Origin of the sequence: Microbispora amethystogenes (genome assembly GCF_016863015.1) — a bacterium.
In the GTDB taxonomy this organism is placed as follows: Bacteria; Actinomycetota; Actinomycetes; order Streptosporangiales; family Streptosporangiaceae; genus Microbispora; species Microbispora amethystogenes.
Window position 1 is genome coordinate 81,009 of record NZ_BOOB01000021.1, and the last position, 14,092, is coordinate 95,100.

Annotated in this window: 12 protein-coding genes; 5 read left to right on the plus strand and 7 right to left on the minus strand. The window is 72.0% G+C overall.

Going from position 1 to position 14,092, the window contains the following annotated elements; all coding sequences use genetic code 11:
- Positions 1-498: 498 nt before the first annotated feature.
- A complete protein-coding gene (locus Mam01_RS16225; protein ID WP_239101351.1) occupies positions 499-1,713 on the plus strand; it encodes a L,D-transpeptidase in 1,215 nt (404 codons plus the stop codon).
- 59 nt (positions 1,714-1,772) lie between these two features.
- Here the strand turns inward: Mam01_RS16225 and Mam01_RS16230 are convergent, their stop codons facing one another.
- Positions 1,773-1,952, minus strand: coding sequence for a hypothetical protein (locus Mam01_RS16230; protein ID WP_150934085.1), 180 nt, complete (start codon positions 1,950-1,952; stop codon positions 1,773-1,775).
- Positions 1,953-2,076: 124 nt separating this feature from the next.
- Between Mam01_RS16230 and Mam01_RS16235 the strand changes: the two genes are divergently transcribed.
- On the plus strand, positions 2,077-2,586 hold the full coding sequence (locus Mam01_RS16235) for a helix-turn-helix domain-containing protein (RefSeq protein WP_204286150.1): 510 nt from the start codon (positions 2,077-2,079) through the stop codon (positions 2,584-2,586).
- 120 nt (positions 2,587-2,706) lie between these two features.
- On the opposite strand, the gene Mam01_RS16240 is transcribed toward Mam01_RS16235, so the two are convergent.
- From Mam01_RS16240 to Mam01_RS16260, 5 genes are all read right to left on the minus strand, one after another.
- Positions 2,707-3,462, minus strand: coding sequence for a phytanoyl-CoA dioxygenase family protein (locus tag Mam01_RS16240; protein ID WP_204286151.1), 756 nt, complete (start codon positions 3,460-3,462; stop codon positions 2,707-2,709).
- Between the two features lie 135 nt (positions 3,463-3,597).
- Positions 3,598-5,430: an ABC transporter permease gene (locus tag Mam01_RS16245; protein ID WP_239101352.1), complete on the minus strand. Its 1,833-nt coding sequence runs from the start codon at positions 5,428-5,430 to the stop codon at positions 3,598-3,600.
- A complete protein-coding gene (locus tag Mam01_RS16250; RefSeq protein ID WP_204286152.1) occupies positions 5,418-6,194 on the minus strand; it encodes an ABC transporter ATP-binding protein in 777 nt (258 codons plus the stop codon). Before Mam01_RS16250 ends, Mam01_RS16245 begins: the two co-directional genes overlap by 13 nt.
- Positions 6,191-6,790 carry a PadR family transcriptional regulator gene (locus Mam01_RS16255; protein WP_204286153.1) on the minus strand — a complete coding sequence of 200 codons (600 nt, stop codon included), beginning with the start codon at positions 6,788-6,790 and terminating at the stop codon, positions 6,191-6,193. The genes Mam01_RS16250 and Mam01_RS16255 overlap by 4 nt, the downstream gene beginning before the upstream one ends.
- 215 nt (positions 6,791-7,005) lie before the next feature.
- On the minus strand, positions 7,006-8,115 hold the full coding sequence (locus tag Mam01_RS16260; protein WP_239101353.1) for a radical SAM protein: 1,110 nt from the start codon (positions 8,113-8,115) through the stop codon (positions 7,006-7,008).
- 179 nt (positions 8,116-8,294) lie between these two features.
- On the opposite strand from Mam01_RS16260, the gene Mam01_RS16265 reads away from it, so the two are divergent.
- From Mam01_RS16265 to Mam01_RS16275, 3 genes are read left to right on the plus strand one after another with little or no spacing between them, the layout of a single operon-like run.
- Positions 8,295-9,236 carry a copper resistance CopC family protein gene (locus Mam01_RS16265; RefSeq protein ID WP_239101375.1) on the plus strand — a complete coding sequence of 314 codons (942 nt, stop codon included), beginning with the start codon at positions 8,295-8,297 and terminating at the stop codon, positions 9,234-9,236.
- Positions 9,237-9,262: 26 nt separating this feature from the next.
- Positions 9,263-9,766, plus strand: a complete 504-nt coding sequence (locus Mam01_RS16270) for a cupredoxin domain-containing protein (protein WP_204286155.1) — start codon at positions 9,263-9,265, stop codon at positions 9,764-9,766.
- Between the two features lie 9 nt (positions 9,767-9,775).
- Complete coding sequence (locus Mam01_RS16275; protein WP_204286156.1) at positions 9,776-11,212, plus strand: hypothetical protein; 1,437 nt, start codon at positions 9,776-9,778, stop codon at positions 11,210-11,212.
- Between the two features lie 66 nt (positions 11,213-11,278).
- Here Mam01_RS16275 and Mam01_RS16280 read toward each other — a convergent pair whose 3' ends face one another.
- Entirely contained in the window at positions 11,279-13,999 is a 2,721-nt protein-coding gene (locus Mam01_RS16280; RefSeq protein ID WP_204286157.1) for a CBM35 domain-containing protein, read from the minus strand.
- Between the last annotated feature and the right edge of the window lie 93 nt (positions 14,000-14,092).

Below are 14,092 nucleotides of genomic sequence, written 5' to 3' on the forward strand. Positions count from 1 at the left end.
ATGTCGACGCCGGGCGGTCCCGGCGCGTCGTGCCCTGCTTCGGGTGGAGCGGTGATCGGGGTGGGGCGGGTGATCGAGTCGAGCCGTGATCAGGGTGGGGCGGGCGATCACGGTGAAGGCGGAAGGCTCACTTTCACCTTTCCGCTTTGTGATAACCCGTGTGGCGATCTTTGAAAAGACCCAATCCACCTGCCGGAATACGGCCGGGCGGGCGCCGTCGCGCTTCGGCCGAAAGGGTGCGCCCCTAGCGTGTGATCGGGCGCTTCCGAATCTCCCGCGCCGCGCCCCGTCTGCCGCCGACGCCGCACCGCGGGCCTCCGCGGGCCGGGCGCACCTGACCGAACACTTGATCAGACTTGACCTGCGCCTTACCGTTTACACAGGTGAGACCAGCGAAGAGCGACCGAAATGTGACCTGAGGGCCAGGGAAAATGCCAACATAAGAGGCAACCCCGAATAAGGTCTGATAGTGCCCTTCGCGCTCATGGGGGAGTAGTTGTGCTGAGCACTGCACGTCGTTCGATGACGCCGATCGCCGGTGTCGCCGTGGTTCTGACCGCGACTCTGTCGGCATGCTCCGGTGGGTCGGGCGGATCAGGCTCGACCGGAGACGGAGGGTCCGGAGGATCGGGGAACTCCGCCCCCGCGGTCCCGGCCCCCACGATCAAGATCAGCCCCGCGACGGGCAGTGCCGGTGTGCGCCCCGACAAGACCGTGGTCGTCACGGCCGCGGGCGGCCAGTTGCAGGAGGTCACCGTCAGGGCGGGCGGCACGACGGTCGAGGGCGAGTTCGACTCCACCCACACCAAGTGGACGTCCAAGCAGCCGCTCAAGCCCTCCAGCAAGTACACCGTCTCGGCCACCGCCGCCGGTGACGGCGGGCCCGCCAACGCGTCCAGCAGCTTCGCCACGCTCAAGCCGAAGTTCCCCCTGGAAATCGCCGACGTCACCCCCGGCATCAAGGGGGAGACCGTCGGCGTCGGCATGCCGATCATGGTGCGGTTCAACCGGCCGGTACAGGACAAGGGCGCCGTCGAGCAGGCTCTCGAGGTGGAGGCCCAGAAGCCGGTCAAGGGCGCCTGGCGGTGGATCGACGACACGTACGCGATCTACCGGCCGGCGAAGTACTGGCCCGCGCACCAGAAGGTGAAGTTCACCGCGCACCTCACCGGGGTGAAGGCCGGACGCGACACCTACGGCGTGGAGGACCACTCCACGACCATCAAGATCGGCGCCGCCTGGGTCAGCTCGGTCAACACCCGGACCCACATGATGGTGGTCAAGCGCGACGGCAAGGTCGTGCAGTCCATGAAGATCAGCGCGGGCAAGGCGACCACCCGCGAGTACACCACCACCAGCGGCGTCCACCTCACCATGGAACGCGGCAACCCGGTCACCATGATCTCCCCGGGGAAGAAGGAGGGCGACCCCGGCTACTACAAGGAGATCGTGAACCACGCGGTGCGCATCTCCAACAGCGGCGAGTACGTCCACAGCGCGCCGTGGTCGGTCGGCTCGCAGGGCCGCGCCAACGTCAGCCACGGCTGCGTCAACGCCAGCCCCTCGCAGGCCAAGTGGTTCTACGAGAACTTCCACCGCGGCGACGTCGTGAAGATCGTCGGCACGAACCGGGCGCTGGAGTGGAACAACGGCTGGGGCTTCTGGCAGATGCCGTTCAGCAAGTGGAAGCAGGGCAGTGCCCTGGAGTCCTGAGCCCCTGAGTCCTGGGGTCCTGGCCCGTCAGGGCCGGGACCCGGTGGGGTGTCCGCGAACTAGGTGATGCCCCACTTCATGAGGGCGAAGGCGCCCACGATCTTCAGCGCGACGAGCACCATGATCACGCAGAAGACGATCAGTGCGGGGCGGTGCTCGAAGTGTTTGCCCTCCTTGAGCGGGGGGCGTTTGGCGACGCGCTCGGCGATGCGCTCTTCCAGGGGTTTGCGGTGGAACATGCCTCCAGGTTATCGCCCTCCCTCTCCGCCCCACCAGCCGGGCGCGTCGGCCTCGCTCCCTAAACTTCCCCGAACTGACCAGCGATAGGGTGGTTTGGGGAGTCACGCGGAGAGGGGTGCCAAGATGCCGCGGCAGCCGTACTCGGTCGAGCAGGTGGCCGAACTGCTGGGTCTGCACGTCAAGACCGTGCGCAGCTACGTGCGCGACGGGCGGCTCAAGGCGGTGCGCATCGGCAAGCAGTACCGCATCGCCCCCGAGGACCTCGACGCCTTCCTGGGGCAGCCGGTGACGAACCCGGCCGCCGGGACCGCGGGCCGGCGGCGTCACGCCGAGGCGTCGAGCATCGTGCAGATCGACGCGATCACCCCCGACACCGCGATGACCGTGGGCAACACCCTGATCGCGGCCGTCAACGGACGCACCCCCGGTGGGCGGCCCCTGCGCGTCGAGACGATCTACGACGAGGACAGGGCGAGCTTGAAGATCATCATCGTGGGTGGTGTGGCCGACACCGCGGAGCTGCTGCGTTTCGTCACCACGCTGACCGAGAGCACCACCCTGGCCGAGAGCACCACCCTGGCCGAGAGCACCACCCTGACCGAGCACAGCACGACGGCCGGGGGCACCACGTGAGCACCGGACGAGAGCGCGGCACGCGCGATGCGGCCGCGCCGGACACGCCCGCAACCCGGCCGGACGAGGTGCGCGTCCTCACGCCTGGCCCGGCCGTGGCGGTCGGTCGGCCCTCGGTGGTCAGCCGGCGAGGCCGAGCCTGGCCGCGCGGGACAGCGGGGTCGCGGCACCCGGGCTGAGAGGCTCGGTCAGCATGATCGGCATCTGGGACATGAACCGCGGCCGGGTGCCGTGGTGGGGCTGCGCGGCGTGCACCAGGTAGGGGTGGCACACGTAGACGTCTCCCGGCAGCCCGGTCGCCAGGGCCACGGGCCGGTGGGCGCTCGCCTCGTCGAGCAGCGGCCCGGAGGCGAAGAACTCCAGCCCGCTCTCGCCGTGCGGTTCGAGCACGCGGGCGGTGTCGAGATGGGAGCCGACCCTGATGCGGGTCGGCGCGTCGTCCGGGCCGACCTCCGAGAACAGCATCAGCACGAGCAGCGTGCGGGACCTGGCGGTGACGTTCCCCCAGGCGCCGCCGGGCCCGGGGTCGTTCTGGTCGATGTGCCAGCCGGTGTCCCCGGCGTCGGAGGGATGCGGGAAACGGATCGGTATGTTGCCGATCGTGGCGCGCGGCTCCCAGCCGCCCTTCCCGGCGACCAGGTCGAGCGCCTCGGCGAGTGCGGGGCTGCGCACCGCCTCCCCGAACGGGCCCCGTCCCATCGGGTCGGGGCCTGCCCACACCACCGGCTGCGTCCAGTCGCCGGGCTCGTCGGGCGACAGCCCGACCTGCTGCCACAGGATGTCCCTGAGACGATCGCCGGTCTCCCGGGGGAAGGCCTCCTCCAGTTTGAGGAAGCCCTCGGCGACGAAACGATCGGCGTCGGTGTCAGTGACCATGCGGTGGACGGTAGCGATCACGACCCCGCGCGTCGACCGGTTTTCCGCCGCCTGCTTCCGCCGCTCCCCGCTTTCTCCGCTCCTGCTGTCGGTGTCGTCTGCTGCCGTCGCCCGGGGATCGCCTTACCAGGCCGGTCAGGCCGCTTCGGCGCTGAGGGCCCGCGCCACCGGCCGCCGGGCGGCCAGGCGGGCCGGCAGGGCGGTGAACGCCGCCGTCACCAGGAGGGTCACGAGTGCGGCGGCGAGCATCCAGGAGACGGGCGGCATGATCGTGTTCCTGGCGCTGAAGAGCCCGCACACACCGATGCCCAGGGGAACACCGGCCATGGCGCCGAGCAGGGCGGGCAGCACCTGGGCGGCCGACAGCCCCGCGGCGATCTGACCGGGGGTGGCGCCGAGCGTGCGGGCGACGGCCATGTTCGCCCGGGCCTCCATGGCCGTGGTCCAGGTGAGCGTGACGGTGTTCACGACGGCGAGCGCGATCAGCAGGATGGTGACGGCGAGCATCAGCCGGCGGTCGAGCTCGCCCCGCAGGTTGGGCAGGACGGAGGACCCGTTCAGGCCGTAGCCCCTCTCCTTCTGGGAGTAGACGGTCAGCAGGGCGACAGTCGCGATCACCGTGGTGGCGGTGGAGCACGCCTGCAGCACGGCGCGGCCCGGCCGGCGGGCGGTGAGCCGCAAACCGAGCAGCAGAGGGGTGGGCAGCAGCGCGGACAGCGCGGTGAGCAGCGGCCGGTGACGGGGCTGGTGCGCGGCGGCGGCCAGCGCCGTCACGGTCGCCGTACGCATGGCCCGCAGTGCGGGACGCAGGGTGGACAGCACCGCCACCGTCACGGCGAGGACGGTCGCCGCGGCGACGGTGGCGCCGCCGGGCCCGGCCGCGTCACCGATCCGGCTGGCGGTGGGGCTGGCGATGCCGGGCACGGTCAGGCGGGCGATCGCCAGCCCCACCGCGTCGCCGACCAGCGCCAGCGCCAGATACTCGGTGACCAGGACGGTGGCGATCAGGCCCGGAGTGGCGCCGACGGCCTTGAGCAGCCCGGCCCGGCGGGTCTGCTCGACGGCGCGTCCCGCGGCCAGCGCCGCCACTCCGGTGACGGCCAGGAAGCCCAGCAGCCAGCTCCCGACGACCAGGATCGGCTGGCTGTTCCTGAGGATGACCGTGTCCTGCGTGGCCATGAACTGCCAGGTGTGCAGGTTCACCCTGGCGGCGGGGTCGCGGTGGGCGTCCGAGAACGCCTCGACGAAGGCCTCGGCGGCGGCGGGGTCGCGCAGCTTGAGGTCCATGGCCGTGGTCACCGGCAGATCCCGGCCCGCCAGGGTCCGGGCGTCCGACCGGGTGAGCCAGACCAGGCCGCTGGAGTCGCTGGGGCCGCCGTACGGGCCGATCTGCGCCGCCCAGGGGTAGATGGAGGTGGCCGCGGTCACGGCGATCCCGACGACGAGGTACGACCGGCCGGCGATGGTGACACGGTCGCCGACGCCGATGCCGAGCGCCTCGGCGAAGCCCCGTTCGACGACCGCGCCGCCGGGCCGCACCCACCCGCCCGAGGTCACCAGCGGCCGGTTGACCGTGCCGGGCGTCTCGGCGAAACCGTGAACCACCACTCCGGACGCCACCGCGGGAGACCTGCCCGAGCCGTGTGTGGTGAGGTCGGCGTAGACGATGCGGTAGGGGCCGTGGTGAGCGATCACTTCGGGGTCGTCCGCCAGCGAGGCCAGGGCCGAGGTCACGGCGGGGCCCGTGTCGCCGGAGAGCGCCACCACGTCGGGCCCGGCGGTGGCCGCGCGGGTCTGCTCGTACAGCGCCTCGCTCACGCCGCGCAGGGACAGGCCCAGTGCCATCGTGGCGGTGGCCACGGTCACCGCGAGCAGCAGCATCGCGGCCTGCGCGCGGTGCCGGCGGACGTCGGCGAGAACGAGCCGGACGACGAGCACGAAGGAGCCCATCGCGGTCAGCTCTCCCACTCGATCAGGCCGCCGAGCCCCCGCGAGGACGAGCCGGTCAGCCGGGTGTCGTCGACGAACATGCCGTCGCGCATCGACACCAGCCGGTCCGCGGTGGCCGCGACCCGTTCGTCGTGCGTGACGATCACCAGGGTCTGCCCCGCCGTACGCAGATCCTCGAAGATCCTCAGCACGTCGAGCGTCGCCGCGGTGTCGAGGTTGCCGGTCGGCTCGTCGGCGAGCACGATCGGCGGCTCGTTGGCGAGCGCGCGGGCGATGGCGACCCGCTGACGCTGCCCGCCGGACAGCCGCGACGGCAGATGCCGGGCCCGCGCGGCGAGCCCGACCCGTTCCAGCAGGAGGCTCGCGCGGCGCCTGGCCTCGCGCGGCGAGCGCCCGGCCAGCAGCACCGGCAGCTCCACGTTCTCGGCGGCGGTCAGCTCCTCCATGAGGTGGAAGGCCTGGAAGACGAATCCCACCGACCGGCGTCGCAGCCGTGCCAGCGCACGCTCGCTCAGGGTGTCGACGCGCCGGCCGGCCAGCCACACCTCGCCGCGGGTGGGCCGCTCCAGCCCGCCGAGCAGGTGCAGCAGGGTGGACTTCCCGCAGCCGCTGGGGCCCATCACCGCCAGCGTCTGCCCCCGGGGCACCTCCAGGTCGACGTCGTCGACCGCGCGGACCCTGCCCTGCCCCTGTCCGTGCTCCTTCACCAGGCCGCGGATCTCCGCCACCGGACCCGCGACTGGACCCGCCACCGGATTGGGCACGGCATCCGACCCGTTCATCCGCCCTCGACTTCGTCGTTCTCGTCACCGTCTTCGTCACCGTCTTCGTCACCGGCGGTCGCTCCAACGGTGGTCGCGCCGCCCGCGTCCCCGGAGGACCAGGCCCGCTCGCAGGCCGCCAGCCAGCGCAGATCCGCTCGCAGCCGCAGCATGACCCCCTCCAGCAGCACGGCGGCCGATCCCTCCGGCTCGGCCAGGGCCGCCTGCTGCACCTCACGCAGGCGGCGCAGCAGCTCACGGCGCTGCGCCGCCACCAGTTCGACGGGGTCGGCCAGCCGGGCCGCGGCCGCCGCGACGAGCTTGAGATGAAACTCCGCCAGGTCCGGTTTCGGCCAGCCGACCTCGGCCAGCCACGCGGCCACCCGCCGCTGCCCGGCCGGCGTCAGCGCGTACACCTTGCGGTCCGCCCGGTCGGGCAGGCCGTCGCTCCGCTCGCAGACCACGAACCCCGCTTTTTCCAGCCGGGCCAGCGTCACGTAGATCTGGCCCTGGTTCATCGACTCGCCCAGCGGGCCGAGGGCCCGCCGCAGCCGGGCGCGCAGGTGATACCCGTACGACGGCTCCTTGGCGAGCATCGCCAGCACCGCGTCCTGCATCCCGCCTCGCACCCTCTCACAGATAACGGTTAGCTGATAGATAGCGGTTAGCCGTAGGAGGTGTCAAAACGACCGCCCCGTACCGGTGCCGCTTTCACCGCGAGCCGCGAGCAGGGGAGACAACCAGGGCGACCGTGACCAGCGCGTACGGCAGGAGGCGGCGCGGCGCGAAACCGGGGCGCGGCCAGCCGGGGGGGGCGCGGCGTGGCCTGGGGTCAGACGAGGGCGAGCTGGCGGTCGGGGGAGCGGCGGCGGCGCCAGCGCCGGGCGTGGCCGCCGATGCCGTAGGTCTCGGCCAGTGCCCGCACCTGCTCGGCGATCCGGCGGCGGTAGCCCTCCTCGGCGACCTGGCCCTTGCCGTACAGCGCCTGGTAACGCGGCACCAGGCCGGGGTGCTCGCGCTCCAGCCAGCCCAGGTATCCCTCGCGCACCCCGGACGGCAGGCGCAGCACGACCGGCGTCACGCTGACCGCCCCCGCCTCCGCCGCGCGCCTGACCGTGGCCAGCAGATGATCGCTGGAGTCGGTGACGAGCGGCAGGATCGGCGCCATCAGCACCCCGCAGGGGATGCCGGCGTCGTTGAGCGCGGCGCAGACCTCCAGCCGCCGCTGCGGCGTCGCGGCTCCGGGCTCCACGGCCCGCCGCACCCGGTCGTCGACGAAGCCGACCGACACCATGACACCGACCTGGGTCACCTTCGCGGCGTCGCGTAACAGGTCCAGGTCGCGCAGGATCAGCGGGCTCTTGGTCAGCACGGTGAACGGGTTGGCCGCGTCGGCCAGGGCCCGCACGACGCCCGGCATGAGGCGGTAGATCTCCTCCGCCGGCTGGTAGCAGTCGCCGGTGAGGCCGAGCGCGACCTGCTCGCCGCCCCAGCGCGGGGAGGCCAGCTCACGGCGCAGCCGGCGGGCGAGATCGGTCTTCACGACGATACGGGTGGAGAAGTCCCGGCCCGGATCCAGGCCGAGGTAGCGGTGGCCGCGCCGGGCCGCGCAGTAGCCGCAGCCCGCCTCGCATCCGCGGTAGGGGCTCGCGGCCCAGGTGAAGGGCAGCTCGGCGGCGTCGGGCACGCGCTCCAGCGCGGCGCGCGCGGGCACCTCGTAGCAGGTGATGCCGTCGAACACACGGGTGACGGCCTGCCGCTCGATACGAGGGCGGGCGGGGCCCGCGCCGACGATCGACTGCTGCTCAGCGCCTGTGATCGGCTGCTGCTCGGCACTGACGGTCGCATGCTGCTCGGCGGGCCGCGCCGTGCCCTGGTCCCCGGACGGGGAGTCGGGGCGGGAAGTGGCGTCGCGACGCATGAGGATCAGTAGAACACGCATTCGACCCCCACGCCAAGTGTCCACGCCCGGCGGCGCGCCTGGCATCGCGGGAGGCCGGGCGCACGTTACTCCACTTTCGTTGCGAACGCATGAAGTTCTGTTCAATGACGTCATAAGTGGCTAATCTCGTCGCATTCGCCCCAGCCAGGGGCCGTACCCCATGGAGAGCGGACGTGACGATGGCACGGTGGTTGGGCCGGCTGCTTCTGCCGATCGTCGTCGGCGTGCTGGCCCTCGCCGCCCTGGCCGCTCCCGCCGCCGCCCACGGCCAGCTCGCGATGTCCACCCCGGCCAAGGACAGCACGGTGAAGACCCCGCTGGAGTCGCTGCGGCTCTACTTCACCGAGGCGCCCGCCCCGAACGCCTACTTCGCCGTCACCGCGCCGAGCGGCGCCCGCGTCGACCAGACCTGGACGCACGGCCAGCCGGAACGGCTCGACAAGCCGGTCCAGGAGTACAACCTCGTCGACGGCGTGTGGGAGCCGAGCGTCTACAACACCGGGTTCCCCGCGGTGGTCCCCGTCGCCTACTGGCCCGAGCAGGGCGAGTACGTCGTCCATTACCTCTCGATCGCCTCCGACGGGGAGCCCGTCAAGGGAGAGCTGCGCTTCACCTACAAGGGCAGGACCACGGCGGCGCCCAAGGGCTGGAAGGCCCCGGCCAACGAGCCCGACGCCGCCCTGCTCGCCACGTCCGAGCCCGCAAGCGGCGCCACCGCGAACGCGACGCCCGACAACGGCGGCGGCGCGCTCGGGCCCGTGGCGCCCTCCCAGGCGGGCGCAGGCCCCACCACCGGCCCCGCCGCCGTGCCCGAGACCGGCGCCGGTACGGCCGGCCCGGCTCCCGCGGCGCGTACGGCGGCGCAGCAGGACGACTCCGGCACCGGCCTGTCGGTGTGGCTGGTGCCCGCCCTCCTCGTCGTGGCAGCGGGCGCCCTGATCCTGCGGGCGGCGCGCCGGCGGCCCGCCCCGGCCACCGGCGCCGCCCCGGCACGTACGGCGGGCCCGAAGAAGTCGGCGGCCGGACGGCCTTCCGGGCGCTCCACGCCCAAGCCGAAGACCCCCACGAGTTCGTCCCAGTCGCGGACGGCGAACCGCCCCAGGTCCGCCAAGCGGCGCTGAACCGCCCTCACCTCCGGAGAAATGTCGTGACGTTCACCCCTGCCCGCCGCCACCGTGCCCGCCGCCGCCCGCTGCTCGCCGCGCTCCTGCTCGGCGTGGCGCTGCCGATGGCGGTGTCGGCCTGCGGCGAGTCGGACACCGCCGCGCCCGCCGCCGCACCCACCACCGCGTCGTCCACCGAACTGCCCGCCGCGGCGGCGAGTGACGCGGCGACGGAGCCGGCCGCGCCCGCCACCGACGCGCCGGCCGACGCTCCCGCGGACGCGGACGTGAAGGAGATCGACGTCACGATCAAGGGCCGCAAGGTGACGCCGCCCCCGGGACGCATCGAGGTGGACAAGGGGCAGCGGGTGCGGATCACCGTCACCGGCGACGCCGCCGACGAGGCGCACCTGCACGGGTACGACAAGGAGGCGGAGCTGAAGCCCGGCACCCCCGCCACCATCGAGTTCACGGCCGACGAGACCGGCCTGTTCGAGATGGAGACCCACGAGTCCGGCCTCCAGCTGTTCCAGCTCGTGGTGCGGTAGGCCCGTCCCATGCTCCTCGCCCACGGGGTCGGCGGACGCCAGGACCTGCCGATCCCGTTCCCTGCCGCGCTGACCGGCGCGGCGCTGGCGTTGCTGGTGTCGTTCGTGGCACTCGGCGCGTTGTGGAAGGAGCCGCGGCTGGGCGGCGCCGACCCGCGCGCCCGCACCCTGCCGGGCGCGCTCCAGCGGGCCATGGCCACGCCGGCCTGGGACTGGGCCTGGCGGATCGCCGGGCTCCTCGCCGCCGCCTACTTCTGCGTCGGGCTGGTCTTCGGCCCCGACAAGGCCGACAACCCCACGGCGGGCGCGTTCTACGTTCTGTTCTGGGTCGGCCTGGTGCCGCTGTCGCTGCTGTTCGGCCCGGTGTGGCGCGCCCTGAGCCCGTTGCGGACGCTGCACCTGCTGGCCTGCACGGCCCTGCGGCGCGACCCGGACGCCGGCCTGCGCCCACTGCCGCCGGGCGTCGGCTACTGGCCGGCCTGCGCCGGGCTGTTCGCCTTCGTCTGGCTGGAACTCGTCGCCCCCGAACGGGCCACCCTGCCGGTCATCGGCGCCTGGCTCGCGGCGTACACGGTGATCATGCTCGCGGGAGCGGTCGTCTTCGGCGCCGGGTGGTTCGGCCACGCCGATCCGTTCGAGGCCTACAGCGGCATCGTGGGCAGGCTCGCGCCGGTGCACCGGCGCGACGACGGCGTCGTCGCCTGGCGCAACTCGCTCGACGGCATGGCCGGGCTGCGACCGGCGCCGGGACTGACGACGCTGGTGGTCGTCCTCCTTGGCTCCACCATGTACGACAGCCTGTCCAACGCCCCGATCTGGGTGCGGTTCATCCAGGAGAGCCCGATTCCGGCGCCGGTGACCGGCACCGCCGGGCTGCTGGCGGTCATCGGCCTGGTGCTCGCGGCGTACCGCGTCGCGACCGCGCTCGCCGGGCGGTGGGGCGCCGCCGGCGCCGGGACGACAGCGGGGAAAACGGCGGGGAAAACGGCGGGGAAAACGGCGGGGAAAACGGCGGGGAAAACGGCGGGGAAAACGGCAGAGACCACGGCGGGGACGACGACCGGGACAACAGCGGGGCAGACGGCGGGGGAGATCGCCCACTCGATCGTGCCGATCGCCGTCGGATACGTGATCGCCCACTACTACACGCTGTTCCTCCTGGAAGGGCAGCGGACCATCGCGCTGCTGTCCGACCCGCTGGACACCGGCGCCAACTGGCTGGGCACCGCCGGCTGGAAAATCCAGGCGCTCGGCACCACCCCCGCCGGAGTCGCCACCCTCCAGGTGACGGTGATCGTCGTCGGCCACGTGCTGGGCACCGTGCTGGCCCACGACCGCGCCCTCGCCCTGTTCCCCCGGCGGACCGCCGTCATCGGGCAGGTCCCCCTGCTCGTGCTGATGGTCGTCTACACCGTGGTGGGCCTGCTCCTGCTGTTCGCCGCCTGACGGGAGTGCCGCGAGCCCGGGGCGGCAGCGGCTGTCCCGCCGCCGCTCCCGCCCCGGGTCACCGCGTCAGCCGACCTTGATCGGCGCTATGTCGAACCTGTCGAGGTTCGGCGCCCACTGGCTGTCGAGCTCGGAGATGCACGGTGCCGGGCATCCCTGGGCCTTCGCGCCGTTGGCGGGATCGTTGTACACACTGATCGTGTTCGTACCGGCCTTGAGGCTCACCGGCACGCCGCGAGCCCACCAGTTGCCCCAGGACCAGGTGTTCTTGAACCAGTACCGCTTCGAGTCCCCGTCGTTGACGGAGATGTCGAGGGGCCGCGAGATGATGTCGGCGTTGTAGACGTGGCCGGACTTCCGCTCGTCGTTGGCGTACTGCACGACGAGCATGTAGTCACCCGCCTTGTCCACGTCGACCTGGAGGGTCAGCCGGTTCTGCGGTCCTTGTCCGATCCAGCCGACGAACTTCCCTCCGGAGGCGTAGCCGTGGTTGTCCACCGCGGCCGAGCCGGACCGGGCGGCGGACTCGGCCTCGATCACCTGCACCGGCCGGGGCCCGGACGTCGCCCGGGTCACACTCACCTTGTCAAGGCGCACCGGCGTGGGGCCGGAGGGCTCCACCGTCACCCGGTTGACGCCCGCCGACAGGAACAGCCGGTGCCGGTCGGCCTTCCAGAAGGTGCCGCCGCCCGGGTTGGCGTGGAGCACCGCACCGTCGACCGCGCGCCGGTCGAGCCCGATGTTCGCGGTGACCGACCCCGGCTTGCCGGGGCTGTTGTGCCGGAACTCCAGGTCGTAGTACCCGTCCTCCTCGGCGTACACGGTGAACATGGCCTCGCCGCCGCGCTTGAGGGTGAGGAAGCCCGCCTCCGACTGCTTCGGCTGGTCGTACTCGTAGGTCACGTCGCCCTTGGTCTGCGACCGCTCGGCCTCGTAGTCCCGGGTGACCGGGCCGGCGGCGGCCGGTTCCAGGTCGATGCGGTCCAGCGTCGCCTGGCCGACCGCGGTGCCCAGCTCCGGATGGGACTTGGCCAGCCGAATCTGGTTCGCGCCCGCCTGGAGCTGAACCACCACGTCCTTGCGAGTGCGCCACTGGAAGTTGAGCGTGGCCTGGTAGTCCACGAGCCGCGCCTGAGCGCCGTTGACCGTGAGCACCTGCTGGGCGGGCTGACCGGTCTGGTTCGCGTACAGGATGCCCAGCTTGTAGGCACCGGCCTTGGGCACGTTCACGTCGAACGTCACCGCACTGTTGCTCTGGGTGAGATTGCCGACGTGGCGCGTGCCGGAGGTGGCGGCCGCGTTCCAGTTCGACGGGGTGCCGAAGGTCTGAACCGTTCCGGCCGTGACGGTGGCCAGCTCCGCCTCGTACGAGCCTCGCCAGGGCAGGTCCACGGACTGGCGGGTGCCGACGCCGCCGGGCGAAAGCACGATCTCGTACACCGACATCTGGTCGACGTTATGCCCGCCGTCGCCTTCGACGCCCAGCCCGCGGATCGGGATCGTCAGCGACCCGTTCTCGGGAGCGAGGTCGACGTCGCGCAGCACGACCGGCGGCGGGGCGTCGGAGTTCTGGCCGCTCCACGTCGTCGCCGACACGGTCACGTTGACCTTGTCGCCGAACACTTCGCCGTCGATGCCGCCGACCACCACGTCGAAGTCGGCCGAGGCGCCGCCACCGGCCACGATGCGCGCTTGCCTGCGGTCGTCGTCGATGACCGCGATGCCTTCGAGCTTGTCGAGGGTGGTCGGGGTCGGGGGAGTGACCTTGACCGTGTCACCGCCGGCCATGTCGGCGTACATCTTGTAGAACCACCAGCCGCCGCCGGGCTTGTTGGTCTCCACGACGTCGCCGCCGAGCAGGCCGGCCGCGGTCCAGTACGCCTTGCCGCCCGCGTCGACCTTGGTGTCCTCGAACATGGCGACATACTGGATGAGCTGGCCGGGCACCGTCAGGTCGCGGTTGCCGCCGTACTCGTTGATGTTGATCGGGATGGGGGAGACGCCTCGTTCCTGCTCCAGGTTCCGGTAGGTCCGGTAGTTGGTGCGGTAGTAGTTGCCGCCGGCGGGGTTGAGGCTGCCGGACTCCAGCTGGTGCCAGGACACGAAGTCGGGCAGCACGTTGTTGTCGCGGGCGTAGGTGAGGAAGTCACCGTAGTTGCGGGCCCGGAAGGTGGCGTCGTTGAGGCCCATGACCCGCGCGCCCGGGTGGTTGGCGCGGATGTACTCCACGGCCGCCTTCCAGTGCGCCATCAGGGCGGCCATCCGGGTCTGGTACTGCGCGGTGTTGCCGGTGGAGGTGTTGTACCAGATGCCGTCGGGCTCGTTGAACGGCACGTAGACGATGCGGTCGGCGTACGGGCTGTTCTTGACCTGGTTGACGACCCAGGCGAGCTTCTGCATGTAGTTGTCGAAGCAGACCTGGTTGCAGGGGATCACGCCGCCCGCGTTCTCGTACGTCCACTGCGCGTACATGTCCTGGACGTTGACCTGGATGTACTTGCCGCCGTTGCGGAAGAACGAGGGCGCCACCGACAAGGCGTCGCCGTTGGGGTGCTGGGCGCCCGCGGGTGGCTTCTGGTTGACGGTGGTCAGCCGCAGCGGCTCGAGCGTGTTGTCGCTGGGCACGCCCTCGTCGCTCAGCCCGTACAGCGCTCCGCCGGCGGCGCCGCGGAACGCGCCGGTCCTCGTGCCGAGGTCGACGACCAGCTGCGTGGCCGCCGGGCCGTCTCCCTGTGCGGGGACCGCCGCCGTCACCCCTGCCGTCACGAGGGCGAACGTGGTTGTCACCGCGGCGATGATTCGCCGTGTTCGCCGATCTGTTGGTAATTTGGACATGCCTCTCCTCTGGCTCTCCAGTCGATGGCCGATGGGGTAGGGGGG